The sequence below is a fragment of the Kosakonia oryziphila genome, assembly GCF_900094795.1.
Classification (GTDB): Bacteria; Pseudomonadota; Gammaproteobacteria; order Enterobacterales; family Enterobacteriaceae; genus Kosakonia; species Kosakonia oryziphila.
Genome location: NZ_FMBC01000028.1, coordinates 47,854 through 64,926 on the forward strand (window position 1 = coordinate 47,854; position 17,073 = coordinate 64,926).

At 49.5% G+C, this 17,073-nt stretch carries 19 protein-coding genes and 2 pseudogenes; 15 read left to right on the forward strand and 6 right to left on the reverse strand.

Features of this window, described 5'->3' with window-relative positions:
* Nucleotides 1–146: 146 nt before the first annotated feature.
* Nucleotides 147–638, forward strand: a complete 492-nt coding sequence (locus tag GA0061070_RS14295; RefSeq protein ID WP_244153124.1) for a hypothetical protein — start codon at nucleotides 147–149, stop codon at nucleotides 636–638.
* A 346-nt stretch (nucleotides 639–984) separates the two neighbouring features.
* Here the strand turns inward: GA0061070_RS14295 and GA0061070_RS14300 are convergent, their stop codons facing one another.
* Nucleotides 985–1,221 carry a hypothetical protein gene (locus GA0061070_RS14300; RefSeq protein WP_007370154.1) on the reverse strand — a complete coding sequence of 79 codons (237 nt, stop codon included), beginning with the start codon at nucleotides 1,219–1,221 and terminating at the stop codon, nucleotides 985–987.
* 339 nt (nucleotides 1,222–1,560) lie between these two features.
* Here GA0061070_RS14300 and GA0061070_RS14305 point away from each other — a divergent pair, with 339 nt between their 5' ends.
* The 3 genes from GA0061070_RS14305 to GA0061070_RS14315 are packed head-to-tail and all read left to right on the forward strand — an operon-like array spanning nucleotide 1,561 to nucleotide 5,210.
* Nucleotides 1,561–2,577, forward strand: a complete 1,017-nt coding sequence (locus GA0061070_RS14305; protein ID WP_090136755.1) for an iron ABC transporter substrate-binding protein — start codon at nucleotides 1,561–1,563, stop codon at nucleotides 2,575–2,577.
* A 22-nt stretch (nucleotides 2,578–2,599) separates the two neighbouring features.
* Nucleotides 2,600–4,174, forward strand: coding sequence for an ABC transporter permease (locus GA0061070_RS14310; protein WP_167353583.1), 1,575 nt, complete (start codon nucleotides 2,600–2,602; stop codon nucleotides 4,172–4,174).
* Nucleotide 4,175: 1 nt separating this feature from the next.
* Nucleotides 4,176–5,210, forward strand: coding sequence for an ABC transporter ATP-binding protein (locus tag GA0061070_RS14315; RefSeq protein ID WP_090136756.1), 1,035 nt, complete (start codon nucleotides 4,176–4,178; stop codon nucleotides 5,208–5,210).
* Between the two features lie 149 nt (nucleotides 5,211–5,359).
* Here the strand turns inward: GA0061070_RS14315 and GA0061070_RS14320 are convergent.
* Nucleotides 5,360–5,668 (reverse strand): annotated as a pseudogene (locus tag GA0061070_RS14320) (flavin reductase); the annotation flags it as partial.
* Nucleotides 5,669–5,797: 129 nt separating this feature from the next.
* A complete protein-coding gene (locus GA0061070_RS14330; protein ID WP_244153125.1) occupies nucleotides 5,798–6,094 on the reverse strand; it encodes a flavin reductase family protein in 297 nt (98 codons plus the stop codon).
* A gap of 210 nt (nucleotides 6,095–6,304) precedes the next feature.
* Between GA0061070_RS14330 and GA0061070_RS14335 the strand changes: the two genes are divergently transcribed.
* From GA0061070_RS14335 to GA0061070_RS14345, 3 genes are read left to right on the forward strand one after another with little or no spacing between them, the layout of a single operon-like run.
* Nucleotides 6,305–6,637, forward strand: a complete 333-nt coding sequence (locus tag GA0061070_RS14335) for a TehB family protein (RefSeq protein WP_090136758.1) — start codon at nucleotides 6,305–6,307, stop codon at nucleotides 6,635–6,637.
* Nucleotides 6,638–6,647: 10 nt separating this feature from the next.
* Nucleotides 6,648–6,977: a DUF1869 domain-containing protein gene (locus GA0061070_RS14340; RefSeq protein WP_090136759.1), complete on the forward strand. Its 330-nt coding sequence runs from the start codon at nucleotides 6,648–6,650 to the stop codon at nucleotides 6,975–6,977.
* Nucleotides 6,978–7,000: 23 nt separating this feature from the next.
* Nucleotides 7,001–7,357, forward strand: a complete 357-nt coding sequence (locus GA0061070_RS14345; RefSeq protein ID WP_090136760.1) for a TehB family protein — start codon at nucleotides 7,001–7,003, stop codon at nucleotides 7,355–7,357.
* Between the two features lie 35 nt (nucleotides 7,358–7,392).
* On the opposite strand, the gene GA0061070_RS14350 is transcribed toward GA0061070_RS14345, so the two are convergent.
* Nucleotides 7,393–8,265, reverse strand: coding sequence for a LysR family transcriptional regulator (locus tag GA0061070_RS14350; protein WP_090136761.1), 873 nt, complete (start codon nucleotides 8,263–8,265; stop codon nucleotides 7,393–7,395).
* Between the two features lie 107 nt (nucleotides 8,266–8,372).
* Between GA0061070_RS14350 and budA the strand changes: the two genes are divergently transcribed.
* From budA to uspF, 6 genes are all read left to right on the forward strand, one after another.
* Nucleotides 8,373–9,152, forward strand: coding sequence for an acetolactate decarboxylase (budA, locus tag GA0061070_RS14355; protein WP_090136762.1), 780 nt, complete (start codon nucleotides 8,373–8,375; stop codon nucleotides 9,150–9,152).
* A gap of 22 nt (nucleotides 9,153–9,174) precedes the next feature.
* Complete coding sequence (gene alsS / locus GA0061070_RS14360; protein WP_090136763.1) at nucleotides 9,175–10,854, forward strand: acetolactate synthase AlsS; 1,680 nt, start codon at nucleotides 9,175–9,177, stop codon at nucleotides 10,852–10,854.
* Nucleotides 10,855–10,871: 17 nt separating this feature from the next.
* Nucleotides 10,872–11,642 (forward strand): (S)-acetoin forming diacetyl reductase, encoded by a 771-nt coding sequence (locus GA0061070_RS14365; RefSeq protein ID WP_090136764.1) that lies wholly within the window; start codon nucleotides 10,872–10,874, stop codon nucleotides 11,640–11,642.
* A gap of 379 nt (nucleotides 11,643–12,021) precedes the next feature.
* Nucleotides 12,022–12,189, forward strand: coding sequence for a hypothetical protein (locus GA0061070_RS25205; RefSeq protein WP_167353584.1), 168 nt, complete (start codon nucleotides 12,022–12,024; stop codon nucleotides 12,187–12,189).
* A 561-nt stretch (nucleotides 12,190–12,750) separates the two neighbouring features.
* Nucleotides 12,751–13,788, forward strand: coding sequence for a phosphate ABC transporter substrate-binding protein PstS (gene pstS / locus GA0061070_RS14370; protein ID WP_090136765.1), 1,038 nt, complete (start codon nucleotides 12,751–12,753; stop codon nucleotides 13,786–13,788).
* Between the two features lie 530 nt (nucleotides 13,789–14,318).
* Nucleotides 14,319–14,753 (forward strand): universal stress protein UspF, encoded by a 435-nt coding sequence (gene uspF / locus GA0061070_RS14375; protein WP_090136766.1) that lies wholly within the window; start codon nucleotides 14,319–14,321, stop codon nucleotides 14,751–14,753.
* A 239-nt stretch (nucleotides 14,754–14,992) separates the two neighbouring features.
* Here uspF and GA0061070_RS14380 read toward each other — a convergent pair.
* A pseudogene (locus tag GA0061070_RS14380) lies at nucleotides 14,993–15,298 on the reverse strand (IS66 family transposase); the annotation flags it as partial.
* A gap of 144 nt (nucleotides 15,299–15,442) precedes the next feature.
* Here GA0061070_RS14380 and GA0061070_RS14385 point away from each other — a divergent pair.
* Together GA0061070_RS14385 and GA0061070_RS14390 are read left to right on the forward strand one after the other, a co-directional pair.
* Nucleotides 15,443–15,922, forward strand: coding sequence for a PACE efflux transporter (locus GA0061070_RS14385; RefSeq protein WP_244153132.1), 480 nt, complete (start codon nucleotides 15,443–15,445; stop codon nucleotides 15,920–15,922).
* A gap of 358 nt (nucleotides 15,923–16,280) precedes the next feature.
* A complete protein-coding gene (locus tag GA0061070_RS14390) occupies nucleotides 16,281–16,595 on the forward strand; it encodes a hypothetical protein (protein ID WP_341844408.1) in 315 nt (104 codons plus the stop codon).
* Nucleotides 16,596–16,767: 172 nt separating this feature from the next.
* On the opposite strand, the gene GA0061070_RS14395 is transcribed toward GA0061070_RS14390, so the two are convergent.
* A partial coding sequence (locus GA0061070_RS14395) for a transposase (protein WP_139109770.1) occupies nucleotides 16,768–17,073 on the reverse strand: 306 nt, incomplete at its 5' end.

A 17,073-nucleotide genomic window follows, 5' to 3' on the forward strand; every position in this document is an offset into this window, starting at 1 on the left:
TAAATTTTGCCTGTGGCGCCTGGTATTTAATCATTATTTGTTATTAATCCGTTTCTCTCTGTTGTCGATAATCGTTATGAGGGTTTTTTTCGACTCAGATCGGATGAGTCAGTAGGGAATTATCCGGGTAACCAGCAGCGGAGATAATGATGCAGGAGATTCAGGCGATTCAGGCAACCTCGCACCTTGCCAATGCAACACAAGAAAATACGGCCACCAAAGCCGATCTACACATCACCAGTGAAAGCGGAGCGGGTAACACATCTCATCAGGAGGAAAGTACCAAAGTCACGCTCTCCAGCCGCGCCGAAAGCCATAAAGAGGCGAAGGCTATAAAGGCGGAGCAGCAGCTTGAAAAAAATAAAGAAGTCGAAAATCATCAAATTGATTATTCGCTGGCGATGACCGGCATTCCGCAATTTGGTGGACGTCTGGTAACGGTTGTTAAATATCCTGACGGCAGTACGGAAATGATTGACGCCTTTTCCGGAAAAAAAGTGACGCAGCAGGAATTAGACATCGCCCGGGCCGAGAAAGAAAACAACGAACATGTGCAACGCAAGCAGGAAGCGAAAAAGGTTGCGCAGGAAGTGCAGGCATTCACCCCTGGAGAATCACAGCCGACGGATCTGAAATAATCCTCTGGTGGTAAATCCGAAAGAAAAGTAAAGGTTATTCAGAAATTATCCATAAAATATACCTTATATGTTGTGGGCGGCCCGAGTGGAATAGTCTGGCTGTGTTGATGTGTATTTAGTTTAAGTCAGTATCGGTGCCATTTTGCTTCAGCTATTTATTGCTGAGGGTTGCGGCTGTCTGGCGTTCTGCCACAAGAGAAGGCACATCGCTGTAGCTTTTTTGGCGGCAGAATGCACTACTTGCTTAGCATGCTTAATATTGGCTTTATTAGGAGTCTGCCGGGATAAACGGAGGTTATGATGATGAAGAAGAGTGGCATAACCATATTAATTACATGGCTAATTTTTACGGTATCTGACGTTTGGTTTTGTTGTGTTTTTCTTTGTAGTCGGCAATTGCCTGATTGATGTTTTCTGTTTCGATAACATCGACCTTTTCATCGTTAAAGAACACTTCATAGTGGCCGGATACATATTTAAATGTGAATATTTTTCCCTGATAGCGAACGCGTCTCTCTTTCACCGACAAGCCTCTGCTGCGCATCGCCACTTTCGCCATCGTATCTATCTTTTTATTTTTCATAGCTATTTTTTTCCTTTTCAGGCTGTTATGCGGTGCCTGTATTCTATTCCGTATGTTCCGGTGCTAATTTGTTATCCTCTCAAAGAAAATCAACGGTTGCTATAACCCCATGCTTAATATTAGAGGAAATATTGCCTGATAACTTAAGGTTATCTTAAGTTTAAGCGTATTCTGTAATTAATGACCAGAATATTAATTTGGTTATCCTTGTTTTTATAGTATTTAATTTCGAACGACATTTTTTGATAATTATTTTGATTCTCATTTATACTTCGCTGGTATTAAACTTCTGCCGGGTCGCATGCGCTGACTATTACACTTATCTTAAAAGGAATGATGATGAAGAATCGCTTTTTGCCGTTCTGTTCAATCGCGCTGGTCATCTCTTCGGTTTTCGCCGCGTCTATGGCCTCTGCCGCCAATAACGACGACGGGATCGTGGTATATAACGCGCAGCATGAAAACCTGACAAAATCCTGGGTTGATGAATTCACCAAAGAAACGGGGATAAAAGTGACGCTGCGTAACGGCGGCGATACGGAGTTGGGCAACCAGATTGTTCAGGAAGGTAAAGTTTCTCCGGCTGATGTCTTCCTCACTGAAAACTCCCCGGCAATGACGTTGGTCGATAATGCCAACCTGTTCGCGCCGCTGGATGCCGATACTCTGAAGCAGGTTCCGGCGCAGTTCCGCCCGGCGCATGGCCGCTGGATAGGTATTGCTGCGCGCAGCACGGTGTTTGTTTATAACCCGACAAAAATCAGTGCGGCTCAGCTTCCGGCATCGATGATGGATTTAGCAAAACCGGAATGGAAAGGTCGCTGGGCGGCGTCTCCGTCAGGCGCAGACTTCCAGGCGATTGTCAGCGCGATGCTCACACTGAAAGGTGAAAAGGCCACGCTCGACTGGTTGAAAGCCATGAAAACTAATTTCGTGCCTTATAAAGGCAACAGTACTGTCTTGAAAGCGGTGAATGCCGGGCAGATTGATGGTGGTGTTATCTACCACTACTACTACTTTGTTGATCAGGCCAAAACCGGCGAAAACAGCAAAAATACGCAGCTTCACTACTTCAGGCATCAGGATCCGGGCGCTTTTGTCAGCATTTCCGGCGGCGGTGTTTTAGCCTCCAGTAAGCACCAGAAACAGGCGCAGGCCTTTATCAAATGGATCACTGGTAAAACCGGGCAGGATATGTTGCGTACCAATACCGCTTTTGAATATGCCGTCGGTGTGGGTGCGGCTTCCAATGCGAAACTGGTGCCATTGAATCAACTGGATGCGCCGAAGGTTGAGCCTTCTGCACTGAACAGCAAAAAGGTGAACGAGTTAATGACCGAGGCCGGTCTCCTGTAATTGCGGTATGAATGAGCGTTTTATGTCCAGTTTGAGTTTTCCGGCGACACGCCGCGCGGCCAGCCAAACCGTCCGGCGCCGCCCTTCCGGGGTGCTGGTGGTATTAGCCACTTTTGCGGCACTGCTTGCCTTATTGCCCCTGGGATTTGTTATTGGGGTGGGTATTGATACCGGGTGGCCGACGGTGAAAGCACTCATTTTTCGTCCGCGCGTTGGTGAGTTACTCAACAACACCTTTTTGCTGATTGCCTGCGCCGTTCCGGCCTGTGTGACGGTGGGCGTTGCCATGGCCTGGCTGACGGAGCGAACCACACTGCCGGGGCGGCGCGTCTGGTCGCTGTTGGCTGTTGCGCCGCTGGCGATCCCGGCGTTTGTGCAAAGTTATGCCTGGGTCAGCGTCGCGCCGGGTTTCAATGGTTTGTCCGCCGCCGTTTTTCTCGCTGTGCTGGCCTATTTCCCCTTTATTTATATGCCGGTAGCTGCCGTATTACGTCGTTTGGATCCGGGACTTGAGGATGTTGCGGCCTCACTGGGCACTCCGCCGTGGCGCATCTTTTTCTGCGTGGTTTTACCACAACTCAAGTTGGCGATTTGCGGCGGCGCGCTGCTGGTTGCGCTGCATTTACTGGCGGAATATGGCCTGTTCGTGATGATCCGTTTTGATACCTTCACCACCGCCATTTATGACCAGTTTCAATCTACCTTTAGCGGCCCGGCTGCCAACATGTTGGCGGGCGTGCTCGCCCTATGCTGCCTTGCGTTGTTACTACTGGAGACCGCTGCACGCGGTAAAGCGCGTTATGCCCGCGTCGGCGCAGGTGCGGCACGTAAACAGCACCGCTTTATACTTGGCGGCAGGAGTTCGGCGTGCGGATTCGCGCTGATGCTGGTGATGGCCATCCTTGCGCTCGGTACGCCGATGGTGGTGCTTGCCCGCTGGCTATGGCTTGGCGGTCTGATGAACTGGTCCAGCGCCGATTTGTGGCTCTCTCTGCGTCAGACGTTGTTTCTGGCATTTTGTGGTGCGTTGCTGACAACCGCGTTTGCATTGCCGACAGCCTGGCTTGCGGTGCGCCATCCGCGTCCGCTGATACGTGTGCTGGAGGGATGTAACTACGTCACCAGTTCGCTGCCGGGCATCGTTGTTGCGCTGGCGCTGGTAACCGTCACCATCCGTTACGCCCGACCGATTTACCAAACCGAGGTAACGCTGTTTCTGGCATATATGCTGATGCTGATGCCCAGAGCGCTCATCAATCTGCGCGCCGGGATTGCGCAAGCGCCGGTGGAGCTGGAACAGGTGGCGCAGAGTCTTGGCACTTCGCCCGGCAGAGCGCTGTTGAGTGTCACGCTGCGGCTGGCGGCGCCAGGCGCAGCGGCTGCTGCTGCGCTGGTTTTTCTCGGCGTCAGCAATGAACTGACCGCCACGTTGCTGCTTTCACCGCTTGGTACCCGCACGCTGGCGACCGGTTTTTGGGCGCTCACCAGCGAGATCGATTATGTTGCGGCCTCGCCCTATGCGTTGCTGATGATATTGATTTCCCTGCCGTTGACCGGCCTTCTCTATAAGCAATCACAAAAACTGTCGGGTCTTTAAGATGTTAGAACTGAGCAATATTTCCAAAAGCTTTGGCTCCGCACGCGTGCTGGACGGTGTGAACCTGCTTATTCCACCCGGCAGCCGTACGGCGATAGTTGGCCCGTCTGGCTCGGGGAAAACTACGTTACTACGGTTGATTGCCGGGTTTGAGCGGCCGGACAGCGGGCAGATTATGATGCGCGGAAGGGCGCTATTTGCTGGTGATCAGTTTGTTCCCGCTCATCAACGTAAAATTGGTTTTGTTCCGCAAGAAGGTGCGTTGTTCCCGCATCTGCGCGTGGGGGAAAACATTGCCTGGGGGCTGAGCGGATCCCGTCATGAGAAGCGTGCGCGTGTGGAGGCTTTAATGGCGATGGTGTCGCTGGATAGTAAACTGGCCCAGCGCTGGCCGCATGAGATCTCCGGTGGTCAGCAGCAGCGCGTCGCTCTGGCACGTGCACTGGCACAGCAACCGTCACTGATGCTGCTTGATGAACCTTTCTCCGCGCTTGATACCGGTTTGCGTGTCGCCACACGTAAAGCGACAGCGGATTTACTTACTCAGGCGGGTGTGGCGTCGATTCTGGTCACTCACGATCAGAAAGAAGCTTTGTCATTCGCCAGTCAGATTGCGGTGATCCGCCATGGGCGCTTTGCCCAGATTGGCTCGCCCTTTGAGGTCTATTCGCAGCCTGCGGATGAAGAGACGGCGCTATTTTTAGGTGACGCGCTGATTCTGTCAGCCGACGTGGCGCAGGGGAAAGCGCGCTGCCAGCTTGGCGACATTCCGGTTGATAATGCGTCAATATCCGGCGTGCGGCGCATTATGCTGCGCCCGGAGCAAATCAGCGTCGAGCCGTGCGATAGCGCTGCGGGGCTGCCGCAGGCGCACATCGTGGATATTGATTTCGTCGGTTACCTCTCCACGCTGACGCTCGCTTTTGCGCATACAGACGAACACATTACCGTGCAGACTGTTACCCGGCCCGGCTGGTTGCCGGGTATGAAGGTCAATATCCAGATTAACGGCTGTGCGCGCGTGTTTGCTTTGTGATCGCCCGCCATTGGTCTGGTGCCGGGCAGGGCGGCGCACGTTACCAACTCTCGAAGGCGAACGCAGCGCAATACAGCCTGGCTGCGATTTTTGACCTGCTGGGGTAAATTTTCAGGCACTGCCTCCGGTAACGGGGGCAATTATCGTCATCAGTTACCATATTTAATGTTAAAGCCGAGAGCATCCCCAACAGTATCGTATTCGCGGAAATTAAAAATAAGCGGCTTCCATTTGGTGGAATCGACAATGCCGTTTTCACTTAATAAGCCGTTTTCTACCCACAGATTGACAATATCCAGCTCGGCGAGAATAAAACGGCCTTTATCGCTGATGGACACTAAACGGCATTCTGCCTGAATTGGGCATTCAGCAATACGCGGCGGCGCAACATCAATCGAGGCTTCCGCAGTCAGCCCGGCTTTAGCGAATTTATCATGGCAGATTTCCACGCCCCATTTAGAACCTATCTCATTAGGCTATTTTATTTGCTGGTTTGGCCCTGGGCAGTGCTCAAAATCCTCACGTACTACGTGTACGCTCCGGTTTTTCCGCGCTGTCCGTGTCCAAACCACCGGCAACAATTACGCCTACTGGGATAGGCTCTTAGTCTGGTTTTCCGACAGCGTATCGCCGCCGGTCAGCCTGCCAACCTGCTCGACTTTCTCCCACTGGGTATGATCGGGAATATTGATGACCGCATCGGAACCAGCAACTAAATTACTATGTGTTTTGCTCCCCTTGCTTATTCCAATAATGATTTTCTCGCCAAGGGAAATGGATGAGGATGCGGTGCAAATATTATTTCCCCCTTCACTATCTTGTGTTGTGACCATGAAAACAGGAAAGCCATAATAGAATGAGTTGAGTTTTGATTTGTTTTTCATTGTCCTTTTCCCTTATATTTAAAGCCGTAATGTGACTATTTTTCACCCTGTTGATGGTTTTTTACAATAACTCTTTTTGAGTAGAGAGAATTAGCAAGAAATAGCCATCAAAAAAGTTTCCCACAAATTCCAAAAGAGGTATATTATATGCAACATATGCTTTTCCCCCTCCCGGTGAGTACAGCTTGCTGAGAACTTTGAGGATGAAACATGCAACGTATCGCCATACCCGCAAACTATGTTCACACCCGCACGACGCCGTTCTGGACGAAAGAAACCGCTCCGGCGTCTATTTGGAAACGCCATCTGGACGCTGGTACCCGGCAGGGTGTGTACCCGCGATTGAGCGTGTCACAAGGGGTGATCCGCTATAACGGCTATGCGGATGAAACCAGCCCGCAACCGGTGGAAACTGTGACAATCAACGCTGGGGAATTTGCCGTCTTTCCGCCGGAAAAATGGCACAACATTGAAGCATTAACCGACGACACGATATTCAGCGTCGATTTCTATGTTGACCCGAATATTTTGCTAGAAGAGTGAGGCATTTATCATGACGACTGAAAATAGAGGTTATTCTTTAGCGGTTTCTCATTCCAGCAAGCGTGAGTCGAAAGAAAAAATATGGCTGAAGCCGATGTCGTTATATGTACCGGATGTCGCCGTAGAAGCGGTTGCGGAGCTGACTTCCGGGTTTAGCGAAAATAACAGTGAATATGTTCTGACGGTCACGAACAATAATAATGGTGTTTCTGTTGATAAAGAATTCCCCAGCCTTGATGCATTGAAAGATCCGCTTAATGCCGCCGATGCGGTAAAAGAGTTGATTAACATTGTCCGTGGCTACGAATCGGATGAAGAAACCAATGTGTGCGGCTGGTAATACGATACTTCAGGAGGTTCACGATGGCATATCAAATTCCGGCTCACTTCCGCCATACCCGCTCCACGCCTTTCTGGACGAAAGAAACGGTACCGCAGGCGCTGCTCACCCATCACAATACGAAAAAGGGTGTTTATGGGCGGTTGTCGGTAATGCAGGGTGCAGTGAAGTATTTCGGTTTTGCCAATGAGCACGATACCACGCCGGAAGTGAAAGCGGTGATTGAGGCCGGACACTTTGGCATCAGCCCACCGCAATACTGGCATCACATTGAATTACTTACCGATGATACGTACTTCAATATCGATTTCTTTGCCGATCCGCACGAAGCGCTGGAAGGAAAAGGGATTGGTCAGGTGGTCAATACACACCGCAGATAGACGCCACGCGCCCGGCTCAAACCGGGCGTTTTCATTCAGAAGTTATCAATAAACCGCCTCACCGCCGGTGAACGCTCGAATTTTCTCCACGCCAGCGCCACGTCTGTTTTCAACACTTCACCTTTGATGCGGTGGAACGTCACCAGCGGATGACTAAAGCAGGACATGGACTGCGGGACAATGGCGAAACCAAACCCTGCGCTGACCATGCTCAGCGATGAAGAAAATTGTGATGCCTGCTGCGGGTGGCTTATATCGATACCCGCGCGCAAACAGGCGTTGTAAATCAGTTCGTACAGCCCCGGCGCAACCGCCTGTGGGAAGAGCACCAAAGGCGTGTCGCACAACTCCGACAGTGACAGATCGGCTTCATCAGCCAACGGGTGTGAACGGTGCAACGCAATTAGCATCGGCTCTTCATCAATCAATTTCAGATTAAATATTTTGCTGTTTTCACAGGGCAGGCGCACAAAGGCGACGTCGATCAACCCTTCATCCAGCTCCTGCATGAGCGTCGCCATATTATCCTCTTTCTGATGGAGCGTGACCTGCGGATAGTCATGCTGGAACTGGCGCAGCACGGCAAAAATGCGGATGTGAAAAGCGTTAGAACTGGTCACGCCAAGATAGAGTTTGCCGTTGATTCCCCGCGCGATGCCTTTGGCTTTTTCCAGCGCGGCATCACTTAAAGCGAGGATCTGGCAGGCATCCTCGTAGAAGGCTTCGCCCGCCTCGGTAAGCTCCACGCCGCGCGTTAAACGGTGAAATAACGGCGTCCCTACTTCCTGCTCAAGACGGCGAATTTGTTGGCTCAGCGGAGGCTGTGACATGCCCAGCATTTCCGCCGCGCGGGTGAAATGTTGCGTCTGCGCAACAGCGACAAAATAGCGTAGATAACGAAGTTCCATATCGAAAACATCTCAAACCTTGATGGTTTGTATATTGGAATCTCTCGCTGAAGCGAGTCAATATTTAATCAGCTTTTCTAAAGGTCTACTCAATGAGGTATTAGAGGATGACTAATCTAAATTATTGTTCCTGCAAAGAAAATTTAAGTGAAACAATTCGTGCTTTTTCTAAAAGCAAACCTGAATGTGTGATATATCAAACATCGCTAATGAGTGCGCTATTAAGTGGGGTTTACGAAGGAAATACCACGATTAAGGATTTACTCAATCACGGAGACTTTGGACTCGGCACGTTTAATGAACTGGATGGCGAACTGATTGCCTTCAACAGCGAAGTCTATCAGTTGCGTGCAGATGGCAGCGCCAGGGAGGCGCGTCCGGATCAAAAAACACCGTTCGCCGTGATGACCTGGTTCCGGCCGAGCTACAGCCAGCAGTTCGATGCTCCCGTCAGCCGACAACAACTGCACGAGATCATTGATAAACAGATTCCTTCCGACAACCTCTTTTGCGCCCTGCGCATTGAGGGCCATTTTCGCCACGCGCACACCCGCACCGTGCCGCGCCAGACGCCACCTTATCGGGCAATGACCGACGTGCTCGACGATCAGCCGGTCTTTCGCTTTAACAGTCGCGCGGGCGTATTGGTCGGTTTCCGCACACCGCAGCATATGCAGGGAATCAATGTTGCCGGTTATCACGAACACTTTATTACCGATGATCGACGCGGCGGTGGCCATTTGCTGGATTATCAGTTGGATCACGGCACGTTGACCTTCGGTGAGATTCACAAACTGATGGTTGATTTGCCCGCGGATGAGGCGTTTCTTCAGGCCGATCTGCACCCGGATAATCTCGATGCCGCAATTCGTTCGGTAGAGAGCTGAGACACGGACAAAGGAGTGACTAATGAGCAATGAAAACCATACGCAGCAGTGGGCGCATGGCGCTGACATGGTGGTGAAACAACTGGAAGCTCAGGGCGTTAAACAGGTTTTCGGCATTCCAGGCGCGAAAATCGATAAAGTTTTTGACTCCCTTCTGGATTCATCCATCCAAATAATTCCGGTTCGTCACGAAGCCAATGCCGCCTTTATGGCGGGTGCGGTTGGCCGTATTACCGGCAAGGCGGGCGTGGCGCTGGTAACCTCCGGGCCCGGTTGCTCCAACCTTATTACTGGAATGGCGACGGCTAACAGCGAAGGCGATCCGGTGGTGGCGCTGGGCGGAGCAGTTAAACGCGCCGACAAAGCCAAACTGGTACACCAAAGCATGGATACTGTCGCGATGTTTAGCCCGGTAACCAAATACGCCGTGGAAGTCTCTTCTTCTGATGCCATTGCCGAAGTGGTGTCAAATGCATTTCGTTCCGCAGAGCAGGGGCGACCAGGCAGTGCTTTTGTTAGCCTGCCGCAGGATATTGCCGATCAGCCCGCCAGCGGCGCGATCCTGCCTGCCGGCTCGCCTCCCGCGTTAGGCGCTGCGCCGGATGTGATGATTAGCGACGTGGCAAAAATGATTGCAGCGGCGGAAAATCCGGTGTTTCTGCTGGGGCTGATGGCCAGCCGACAGGAGAATATCGAGGCATTGCATCTGTTGCTGGAAAAAAGCCACATTCCGGTCACCAGCACTTACCAAGCGGCAGGTGCAGTTAATCAGCAACATTTCAGCCGTTTCGCCGGGCGCGTTGGGTTATTCAATAACCAGGCCGGGGATCGCCTGTTGCATCTGGCGGATCTGATTATCTGTATTGGCTACAGCCCGGTGGAATATGAACCTGCGATGTGGAACACAGGTAACGGCAGACTGGTGCACATTGATGTACTGCCCGCCTATGAAGAGCGCAACTATATTCCGGATGTTGAGCTGATTGGCGACATCGCCGGCACGCTGAACAAACTGGCGGCGAAGGTTGAAAAACCGCTAATCCTCACCCCGCGCGCGTCGGAGATTTTGATTGATCGCTGCAACCAGCGCGATTTGCTCAACCGCAAAGGTACGCAGCTTAACCAGTTCGCCATTCATCCGCTGCGCATTGTACGGGCGATGCAGGACATCGTGAATAACGACGTGACGCTGACGGTTGATATGGGCAGTTTTCACATCTGGATCGCCCGTTATCTCTACAGTTTTCGCGCCCGCCAGATGATGATTTCTAACGGTCAACAGACGATGGGCGTCTCCCTGCCGTGGGCGATTGGCGCCTGGCTGGTTAACCCTGGGCGCAAAGTGGTATCGGTTTCCGGCGATGGCGGTTTTCTGCAATCCAGCATGGAGCTGGAAACCGCTGTGCGTCTCGGCGCGAATGTGTTGCACATCATCTGGGTGGATAACGCCTACAACATGGTGGCAATTCAGGAAGAGAAAAAATACCAGCGTCTTTCCGGGGTGAATTTCGGCCCGGTGGATTTTAAAGCCTATGCCGAAGCGTTTGGCGCAAAAGGTTTTGCCGTCGAGAGCACGGCGGAACTTGAATCGACCCTGCATGCAGCGATGGATACAGATGGTCCGGCAGTTGTTGCCATTCCGGTGGATTACAGCGATAACCCGCTATTGATGGGCCAGCTCAACCTTAACCAGATCCTTTGAATAACCAAGGAGAAGTGATGAAAAAAGTCGCATTAGTGACCGGAGCCGGTCAGGGCATCGGCAAAGCCATTGCGCTGCGTCTGGCAAAAGATGGTTTTGCTGTCGCCGTTGCCGACTATAACGCCGCCACCGCCGAAGCCGTGGCCGACGAGATCAATAGCCATCAGGGCAGCGCGATTGCTGTGACAGTGGATGTTTCCGATCGCGAACAGGTTTTTGCTGCGGTGGAAGAGGCCAGAAGCAAGCTAAAAGGCTTTGATGTTATCGTCAATAACGCAGGTGTTGCGCCTTCAACGCCCATTGAAACGATCACCCCGGAAGTGGTGGATAAAGTTTATAACATCAACGTCAAAGGTGTTATTTGGGGGATTCAGGCTGCGGTCAGCGCTTTTAAAGCGGAAAAACACGGCGGCAAAATCATCAATGCCTGCTCGCAGGCCGGGCATGTTGGCAACCCGGAACTGGCGGTTTATAGCTCAAGCAAATTCGCCGTACGCGGGTTAACCCAGACCGCCGCACGCGATCTGGCGCCGCTGGGCATTACGGTTAACGGCTACTGTCCGGGCATTGTGAAAACCCCGATGTGGGCCGAAATTGATCGCCAGGTTTCTGAAGCCGCGGGCAAACCGCTCGGTTACGGTACCGAACAGTTCGCTAAACGCATCACGCTTGGGCGCTTGTCAGAGCCTGAAGATGTTGCAGCTTGCGTCTCATATCTTGCCGGGCCAGATTCAGACTATATGACGGGTCAGTCTCTGCTGATTGATGGCGGTATGGTATTTAATTAATACGTTTGCTGGCTCGGACACAGCCTTGCCTCTGCGATCGCGCAGGGGCCTTTTTATATTCAGGAATGAAGTTCATTATCATCAATAAACAGACATTTGAAGGTGTATCTAAATACACCCTATAGATGAAGCGTATCAGATGGCGGATAGCAAAAAGTGTCTAACGATTTGCGTAACCGTGAAAATCACGCTTGTTTCCTCAGGATGTTCCGCTTTTCCCTCGCTAATCGACGCCAGTTGAATTATGTCGCCAGTTGTTCGCGAAAATGATCTGCCGGGTATATGCGATTTTCGGCAATCCAGTGCAAAAATTCTCGTTTTGATTATGGAGGCGTTTGCGCTTAACTGAAGAGGTCAACCTTAGCCGGAGCATTCGCGGATGAAGAAAATATTGCAACAGTGGTTCGATCGCCGTACTCCTGTGCTGCCTGTGCACGTGGAGGAGGGGGAATATGATTCTGGTCGCCATGTGGCGCTGATGATCCCATTCGGTCTACTCTACGGCCTTGATTATCACCCTTCTGTATGGATTTACGATGAAAAATGAGCGCTTTCATCTGGTGATGCGCTACAGCTATTGGAATGAACTGTGCGTAGCGGATTAGAACCCGCCTGAAAATGAACTGCATCCCACCAAAATTCATTTTGAAATTGCGTTTCATCTCTCATTTCCATCTTATTAACTAGCGTAAGCAAAGCTTTGCCCGGGAAATAACATAATGGAAAGCTTTACGAGCGATGTTAAATAGCGTCAGTGCAGCGCTGTCGAAAATTGTAACCATATGGTCATGTGTAGAAAAATACGCTTACACTCTTTCGGCGCTTTTGTCATATAGCTGCGATTTTTTCACTATCTAATAATCCCCGGCTACTGCAACTTCGCCCAATCTTTGATTGCCGGGTTGCACATTTTAACCCTTAGGTTAATTTCATTTTTATTTTGCTTTTCATACACTCCTCCGGGCTAATGCCCGGAGTTTTTTTTCTGCTGATTGATATTGCTCTATTTTTTTGTCATGACACAAAATTGTCATGTAAGCGCTCTATCCTTCCCTTCGTCCGCAAAATTATTCAAAAATCTATCAACTTTTTCGTTTTTGGAGAGATTATGGCAACGTTTAATGCATCTGTTCGCCTGATGGCCGCAGCACTTGCGCTTTCTACGACTACCGTGTTCGCAGCAACCAATGTGACTGGCGCGGGTGGCACCTTCCCGGCACCGGTATACGCAAAGTGGGCCGCTGAGTATCAGAAACAAGTGGGTTCTCAGGTCAACTACCAGGGAATTGGTTCTGCTGGTGGTATCAAACAGATCATTGCGAAAACCGTTGATTTTGGCGCATCTGACGCTCCGATGAGCGATGACGATTTGGCAAAAAACGGCCTGTTCCAGTTCCCGACCGTGATTGGCGGCGTGGTACTGGCGGTGAACATCCCGGGCGTGAAATCAGGCGAGTTGACTCTGGATGGTAAAACTCTGGGTGATATCTACCTGGGCACCATCAAAAAATGGAACGATCCGGAAATCACTAAGTTGAACCCAAAAGTAAAACTGCCGGACACCAATATCAACGTTGTGCGTCGTGCAGATGGTTCCGGCACGTCATTCGTCTTCACCAGCTACTTGTCTAAAGTGAACTCAGATTGGGCAAGCAAAATCGGTAAAGGTACAACCGTTAACTGGCCGGTCGGTCTCGGCGGCAAAGGCAACGATGGCGTGGCCGCTTTTGTTCAGCGCCTGCCTGGTTCTATTGGTTATGTGGAATACGCCTATGCCAAACAGAACAACCTGACCTGGACTAAACTGTTTGATGCTGACGGCAAAGTGGTTGAACCGTCGCAGCAGAGCTTCAGCAACAGCGCCAAAGGGGCTGACTGGAGCAAATCTTTCGCCCAGGATCTGACCTTCCAGAAAGGCAAAGATGCATGGCCGATCGCCTCTACGACCTTTATCCTGGTCTACAAAAAACAGGATGACGCAGCGAAAGGCGCAGAAGTGCTGAAATTCTTCGACTGGTCTTACAAAAACGGTAATGCGATCGCGAACAGCCTCGATTATGCTCCGTTGCCGGAATCTGTAACCAACCAGATTCGCGCCGCCTGGAAAGCGAATGTCAAGGACGCTTCGGGTAAAGCGCTGTTCTAATTTTTTATCCACTACGTCAAAGCCCGATATTAGGCTGTGTCCCGTAATTGGTCGTGGTGGCGACGCTGGGTACAACGCGCGTTGTCAAGGCGGAGGATGCAGGGCATAGTGGGCCTATGTTCAAGTCCGACAACGCAGAGAACGCGCTTTTTAAACTCGTCCCGAAGGGCTGAGGCCATTTTTACGCATGACTGCGTTGCTCACGGCTCATTTGGGTCCCCAAACGTCGCCGTTCGCGCCTTGCCCTGCGTAAAAATGACCATCAGCGCCACTCGCGCACAATTACGGGACACAGCCTGGCGTACCGGGCTTTTTTTATTGCCAACGCGCGCTTTCACGCTTCCAGAGCGCCGGAATGCTGACCGGATCCCAGCCGGCGATAACGCTGTGTGTTTGCAGGCAGGAATAGGCCTCGCTATGTTTCATCTCCGATAAGGAATGAAATGGAATCAAAATTTGGCAGTAGGTACACATTTTTTAATTGTAAGGAGACTATTCTGAGATGGGCAAAATAATACAGGAGATCGAAAGTGTACAACTCTATTCTGGTTCCCATCGATATTTCTGAAACAGATCTGACTCGCCAGGTCATACCCTTTGTTCAGGCGCACTCCGTGATGAATACTGCCAAAGTGCATTTTCTTACGGTTATACCCTCGGTACCGTATTACTCATCGTTGGGTCTGGCCTATTCGCTTGAAATGCCTAAAATGAAAGAAATCCAGCACGCAGCGTTATTAAAACTGGACGAGCTTGCTAAGCAATTCAAATTGCCAGCCGAAAAGATTCAGACCCATGTTGTAACCGGATCACCAAAGGATCAGATCCTCAAGCTTGCCGATTCGATTAATGCAGATTTAATCATCATTGCCTCTCATCGGCCGGATATCTCTACCTATCTGTTAGGTTCAAATGCTGCGGCCGTGGTGAGACACGCCAGATGCCCTGTTCTGGTCGTCCGGTAACATGCCCAGGAAAAGGGAACCCGGGGAAGGCGGGAGTTTCCTGCTTTCTCCTGAAACTCCTGCATGCAGTCGTTGACGGGGGGCTGAGTCAGAGTTGGTTTTACTGAGTGTGATGAACTCGCAAGAGTGTTACTGTGCCGATGGTTTCTGTTCCGGAAACCGCATTGCATCGGGCATTGTCGGTTTTAGTGTCTCTGGTTTGTATTTCCCGACATCAGGATTCCCGGCCAGTTAGTCAGTTATTCGCTGAAACTGTGCAGGAAATACAGCAACTCAGGCAGGGATTCTGCCGGTAATGATGGTAGTCGCTTCAGTACATCGTTCAGCCAGGTATGAGGCTCCAGGCCGTTCATCTTCGCTGTTTCCGGCAGGCCATTATCCTGCCCGCCCGTGCACCCGCAGCAACCGAATCCGCGAAGAGCCAATTGTTACAGCCCATCACCACGGGTCTGATTGCACGTTCACAGCGGCTATTATCTCAGAGGTAATTTGCCATTTTCCAGGAAGCGATTGAGCGTAACCCGTCGTTTCAGCATCCAGGCAATGAGCTCTCGTCGCATGTCGCGAATATTCTGCAAAGCAGCGTGTTAAAATCCGGGCCATCTGGAAGGTTATTCGTTAGATAAATTAGCCTGTTTGAGTTATTCATCATATGTTTAATATCTGTTAAAGTGTGGGCGATAGACTAAGTGTTTCGCCAACGTACTTATGATCCTATGGAAATTGAACTTAACAAAAGTGTTCAGGAACGAATTCTTCATGCAGTTCTGTTTGAAGTGGTTGCGAACGTAAGCATTGCTTTCTTGCTTGCATGGATAATGAATGTTTCAGTTCTGCAATCTGGCCTTCTGTCAGTCATTTCTGCTTTTACAGCTACGGGGTGGAATTTTATTTTTAACAAATGTTTCGACAATATTCAGAAGAAATATAAATTTTGTCGTAATTTTTTTGTGCGATCTCTTCATGCGGTCATGTTCGAAGCCGGACTTATTATTATTTTAGTTCCTGCGGCCATGTTTACTTTAAATTTATCTGTACAAGAAGCTTTTTGGACAGAAGTTGGATTGGTTTTTTTCTTTCTCCCTTACACCCTACTATTCAATTGGATCTACGACTATCTTCGCTGGATTTTTGTAGGGAGAAAAGTTATCAGCGTCATGAAAGGCTAAACATAAATGATGGCAGTCATGGGATTTGATTTAATAGAGGGTTGAGAACAGCCTTTCTTTTTGTGGATGTTTATGTCATTCGAACACAATAGTTATGTCGCTAATAAATTTAGCTGACAGCGGTTGCTTGATTGTTTTTGTTAGTGAGAATCGTAATCATTTTCATTTCATGAATGTAATCTTATGAATTATTTTTTATAGAAATATTTCATAAGATTACTTCCTTTTCGATACATGGAGTATTACAATTATTCAGCACACATATTATTATCAAAAATTTTGATGATAATATGTTGTTTTATAATTCGTGATTTTTTAAATCTTATATAAATAGCTCTTGTCAGGTTTTTTCAAAAGGATGGTTGATATGCTGAATAAGTGTATGATGTTATTCATCATTGTTACTCTCTCTGGATGTGTACAATACAAGTGGGTAAAACAGGGTGCAAGTGAAAGAACAGAGCAGATAGATGAAACTGAGTGTAAGGCAGAATCCTTGCGTGCTCTCCCTCCGGATAATATAGTAACTGGTAAATATACGTCTAAAGACAAAAAATACAAATCAACTGACACCTCTTATACAACAACTGATGTGAATGAAGAGCAGAGAAAAACTCTTGTTAAAGCATGTATGTATAAAAAAGGCTGGTCGCAGATAGAAGTCCAAAATTAGTAAAAAAACGGGTGCTTTGCGCCCGTTTTTTTTTACGCATAAATTAACTAAATAAATGATGGGTATAAAATTTTAGAAATATTCTGTAAATATTATGTCGGGATTAGAATAATGCTTGTTTTTTTATTGGATATTTTGAGAGCGTTCAGAATTCTGTGTCACGTTAAAAACTCTACAACGTCATCACGCTATTCAGACGTCCGTCAAAATAAATGGCTAACTGAGACAATGTCAAATTCCAGCTCTGAATGGGCATTGTCCATTTTTCCTGTGCGTTCATCAGCCCCAGATAAAGCAGCTTCAGCAGACTGTTTTCGTCAGGGAAGGCCCCTTTGGTTTTCGTCAGCTTTCTGAACTGGCGATGCACCGATTCGATGACATTTGTGGTGTAAATAACCTTACGGATATTTGCCGGATAGCGGAAGTAAGCCGACAGATTTTCCCACTTCCGTCGCCATGACTGGAGCACCACCGGATA

Coding starts and splice junctions, on each gene's coding strand:
- GA0061070_RS14295 (WP_244153124.1), top strand. CDS start 147: ATGATGCAGGAGATTCAGGCGATTCAGGCAACCTCGCACCTTGCCAAT.
- GA0061070_RS14300 (WP_007370154.1), bottom strand. CDS start 1,221: ATGAAAAATAAAAAGATAGATACGATGGCGAAAGTGGCGATGCGCAGC.
- GA0061070_RS14305 (WP_090136755.1), top strand. CDS start 1,561: ATGAAGAATCGCTTTTTGCCGTTCTGTTCAATCGCGCTGGTCATCTCT.
- GA0061070_RS14310 (WP_167353583.1), top strand. CDS start 2,600: ATGTCCAGTTTGAGTTTTCCGGCGACACGCCGCGCGGCCAGCCAAACC.
- GA0061070_RS14315 (WP_090136756.1), top strand. CDS start 4,176: ATGTTAGAACTGAGCAATATTTCCAAAAGCTTTGGCTCCGCACGCGTG.
- GA0061070_RS14330 (WP_244153125.1), bottom strand. CDS start 6,094: ATGAAAAACAAATCAAAACTCAACTCATTCTATTATGGCTTTCCTGTT.
- GA0061070_RS14335 (WP_090136758.1), top strand. CDS start 6,305: ATGCAACGTATCGCCATACCCGCAAACTATGTTCACACCCGCACGACG.
- GA0061070_RS14340 (WP_090136759.1), top strand. CDS start 6,648: ATGACGACTGAAAATAGAGGTTATTCTTTAGCGGTTTCTCATTCCAGC.
- GA0061070_RS14345 (WP_090136760.1), top strand. CDS start 7,001: ATGGCATATCAAATTCCGGCTCACTTCCGCCATACCCGCTCCACGCCT.
- GA0061070_RS14350 (WP_090136761.1), bottom strand. CDS start 8,265: ATGGAACTTCGTTATCTACGCTATTTTGTCGCTGTTGCGCAGACGCAA.
- budA (WP_090136762.1), top strand. CDS start 8,373: ATGACTAATCTAAATTATTGTTCCTGCAAAGAAAATTTAAGTGAAACA.
- alsS (WP_090136763.1), top strand. CDS start 9,175: ATGAGCAATGAAAACCATACGCAGCAGTGGGCGCATGGCGCTGACATG.
- GA0061070_RS14365 (WP_090136764.1), top strand. CDS start 10,872: ATGAAAAAAGTCGCATTAGTGACCGGAGCCGGTCAGGGCATCGGCAAA.
- GA0061070_RS25205 (WP_167353584.1), top strand. CDS start 12,022: ATGAAGAAAATATTGCAACAGTGGTTCGATCGCCGTACTCCTGTGCTG.
- pstS (WP_090136765.1), top strand. CDS start 12,751: ATGGCAACGTTTAATGCATCTGTTCGCCTGATGGCCGCAGCACTTGCG.
- GA0061070_RS14390 (WP_341844408.1), top strand. CDS start 16,281: ATGGTTGATATGCTGAATAAGTGTATGATGTTATTCATCATTGTTACT.